The 3,617-nt window shown below is 37.1% G+C and carries 3 protein-coding genes and 1 pseudogene; all 4 read left to right on the top strand.

What is annotated here, in order from left to right:
* Positions 1–261, top strand: a pseudogene (locus PX482_RS23945) (glycosyl transferase); the annotation flags it as partial.
* 39 nt (positions 262–300) lie between these two features.
* Entirely contained in the window at positions 301–1,572 is a 1,272-nt protein-coding gene (locus PX482_RS23940) for a glycosyltransferase (protein ID WP_288059902.1), read from the top strand.
* 27 nt (positions 1,573–1,599) lie between these two features.
* Positions 1,600–2,664, top strand: coding sequence for an NAD-dependent epimerase/dehydratase family protein (locus PX482_RS23935; RefSeq protein WP_288123122.1), 1,065 nt, complete (start codon positions 1,600–1,602; stop codon positions 2,662–2,664).
* Positions 2,665–2,674: 10 nt separating this feature from the next.
* On the top strand, positions 2,675–3,556 hold the full coding sequence (locus PX482_RS28205) for a hypothetical protein (protein ID WP_502888576.1): 882 nt from the start codon (positions 2,675–2,677) through the stop codon (positions 3,554–3,556).
* Positions 3,557–3,617: the final 61 nt, after the last annotated feature.

Here is a 3,617-nt window from a genome sequence, read left to right as displayed (position 1 = left end):
CGTGACTGGAATTCATTGATACCTTACTACAGTCAACGTCGTGCCTTAATGATTTATAGTAAAGCAAGTGAGGAAGAATCAAAAAATGCTCTCTACGAGTTATCAAGAGCTAATCATCAAGTTGATGCGATAGTTTTTTGCAACGAAACAAGAGAAAACCGAGAAGATAAAAAATATTTAAATAGCCTGTATAATCCTAATGACAAGCCCGTTTTTTCTAACAAACGTTGTGATATATACACAACAAGACACGGTAAATAAGAGATAATTATCTGTAATTTATATTGAGTTGAGTTCCTTATGTTAACTAAAATCTACAACAATAAAATTTTCCGATTTCTCATTGCTGGGGGAGTGGCATTTTTAATTAACTTGTTCTTAATTTATTGGTTCATTGATGACTTGGGATTTAATACCCCATTTCTGAAGAATGTTGCTAATGTTATTTCGATAGAAATATCTTTAATTGCTAGTTTCTTTATCTATAGAATCTGGGTGTGGACTGGGGGAGATTGGACAATCAGAGATGTGATTTTGATACAACTTCCTCTCTATCATCTCTCGGCAGGTTTAGCAATTTTACTGCGAGTTTTTTTGATATTTCCCTTCTTAAATTGGTTGGGAATTAGCCCCGGAGTCAACACAATGATTGGGGTTTTAGTGGGGGCCAGTATTAACTATGTTGCCAGTGATAGCCTAGTTTTTAAACCCAAGAATAAGACTAATGAGACAGAAATGTACTATCCCGAAGGATTAGCACCAGCTTTCGAGATGGACGGTTACTCTCACCCACGTCAATCAAGGGATAACCATGGGGTAAAAACCCTATCAATAATTATCCCTGCTTACAACGAAGAAGATTGCATCGAAAGCACTACTCACTTAATATCCGAACGTTTAGAACGGGATAAAATTGATTATGAAATCCTAGTGGTTAATGACAATAGCAAAGATAACACCGAAGCAGTTCTGCAAAAAATCAACCAAGAAAATCCTCGGATTCGCTACATCAATAACTATTATCCCAACGGTTTTGGTTTTGCGGTACGCTGTGGATTAGAAAATTTTAGCGGGGATGCAGTGGCAGTAGTAATGGCAGATAATTCCGACTCTCCCGATAACATGGTGGACTATTATTATAAACTCCAAGAAGGCTACGATTGCGTTTTTGGTTCCCGTTTTATCAAAGGAGGAAAAGTTATTGATTATCCCATGCACAAGTTATTCATTAATCGTTTGGCTAATCTATTCATTCAAGTTTTATTTGGGCTAAAATTTAATGATACCACTAACGCCTTTAAAATCTATCGTAAGGATGTTATCGAAGGAATCTCACCTCTACTGTCTCACCATTTTAACTTAACAGTAGAGATGCCCTTAAAAGCAATCGTGCGAGGATATTCCTATACGACAATTCCCATCACTTGGCGCAATCGTACCACGGGGGTTTCCAAGTTAAAACTCAAGGAAATGGGCAGTCGTTATTTATTTATAGTTCTCTCTATCTGGTTAGAAAAACACCTTTCTAGAGGCGACTATAAGCGCAAACAGAAAAAGAATCAAGTTGTTTGATAATTATCATCTAGAGGAGTATTTTTGATGACTAGGCAAGTGTTAATTACTGGTGGTGCGGGTTTTGTGGGCAGTTCTTTAGGTTTAGGATTAGCCCAACGTTATCCCGATTGGAAAATTATCGCCTTAGATAACTTAAAACGTCGCGGTTCTGAATTAAATATTCCCCGTATCAAACAGGCGGGAATTGAGTTTGTTCATGGAGATGTCAGAAATGCGGAAGACTTAGAAGCATCCGCTTTGCCAGTGGATTTAATCCTAGAATGTTCGGCAGAACCTTCCGTTTTAGCTGGTTATACTTCCCCCGGCTATGTCTTGCAAACCAACTTAATTGGAACGATTAACTGTTTAGAATTAGCTAGACAAACCCAAGCTGATTTTATTTTTCTCTCCACCAGCAGAGTTTATCCTATTGCCTATCTTAATCAATTAAACTATACAGAAACAGATACTCGTTTTCAGTTATCTGAACAGCAAGATTTACCCGGGGTTTCTGCTTTTGGTATCAGTGAACAATTTCCCTTAGATTTGCCCCGTTCTCTCTACGGTTCCACTAAGTTAGCATCGGAATTGATTATTAATGAATATGGGGATGCCTACGGATTAAGAACTTTAATTAATCGCTGTGGAGTTTTAACTGGTCCTTGGCAAATGGGAAAAGTTGATCAGGGAGTTTTTGCCCTTTGGGTGGCTAATCATTACTTTCAGAAGTCCTTAAAATATATCGGTTATGGGGGTACAGGGAAACAGGTTAGAGATTTTCTTCATGTAGCTGATTTACTCGATTTAATCGATATTCAGATTGCTAATTTAGAACAATTCAAAGGGCAGACTTTTAATGTGGGGGGTGGGCAAGATTTTTCCTTGTCTCTTTACGAAACCACAAAACTATGTCAAGAAATCACGGGCAATAATATCATGATTGAGGCAATTCCCGAAAATCGCACCGGAGATATGCCAATTTTTATCACTGATTCTCGCAAAATCAGTTCTATAACTGCATGGCAACCCCAGCGAGACGGTAGAAAATTAATCCAAGATATTTTTGATTGGATTCACACCTATGAAAAGGACTTAAAAGGTATTTTTTAACTGAACAATTATGCAGAAAAAATCTTTCAAATCACCTGTAGTCGTCAAAGGAATACTAATTATCATTACTGCCTACTTTTTTCTGGCAAATTTGCCTATTATTGATTGGCTAGAAATTGGTTTAGATGCTTCTTGGGCTTTTGCTATTAGTGATGCTGCCCATAAACAGTTAATTTTTGGACAAGATATTATCTTCACCTATGGACCCCTAGGCTATCTGGTTCATGGCACATCTTTAAATCACAACTTTTCCCAAATTATCTATTTTCGCTGGTTGATACACCTTTGTCTATTAGCAGTAGTTATTCTCAGATTATTATTTATTAAGGACTATAGCAATCAAATAGTTTTTGTGCTGTCAATTATTTTTGCTACCCTAGTAGGAAATCCCTACAACAGTATCGGCTTTACTGTTGATTATCAGATAACATTTATCCTTTTGATACTCATGTCTTTTGATAACTTTTTTCAAAAGTACATCAATTATTTGGCTATAGCTATTGGTATGATCAGTGGGTTCTCTATACTCACCAAACTAACTCTAGGAATTTATCTAGCAGGCAGCCTGTTTATCTACATATTTGTTAATATTTTTCGGGGATATTTTCAGAAGTCACCATCGATAGTTATTAAAAATGTTCTCGCTGGTATTAACTTAACTTTAACCATTCCTTCCATTGCCTTTATTTTTCTCTATCCAGCCTCTTATAACCGAGCCTTTATTCACATTATAGTTAATCTTTGCATTGCTGGAGGAGTAGCTTTAACTCTCTGGTTTATTGTCAGATCCCGCCGCCCATCGGCACCCCCCTTATGGTTCTTCGTTACTTGGTATGGTTCGATAGGGGGGCATAAATCGACTAAATCCTTATCTGGCAAGAGACTTAATTGATTAGTTCGCTCTAGAGCAAAAACAATTGACAAAAATCGCTAAATGCCTTTCTCTATAAGGG

The sequence above is a fragment of the Microcystis sp. M53602_WE12 genome (assembly GCF_030065455.1).
Classification (GTDB): domain Bacteria; phylum Cyanobacteriota; class Cyanobacteriia; order Cyanobacteriales; family Microcystaceae; genus Microcystis; species Microcystis aeruginosa.
Note: the sequence above shows the minus strand (reverse complement) of the source record. Positions and strands in the feature narration are given on the sequence as shown.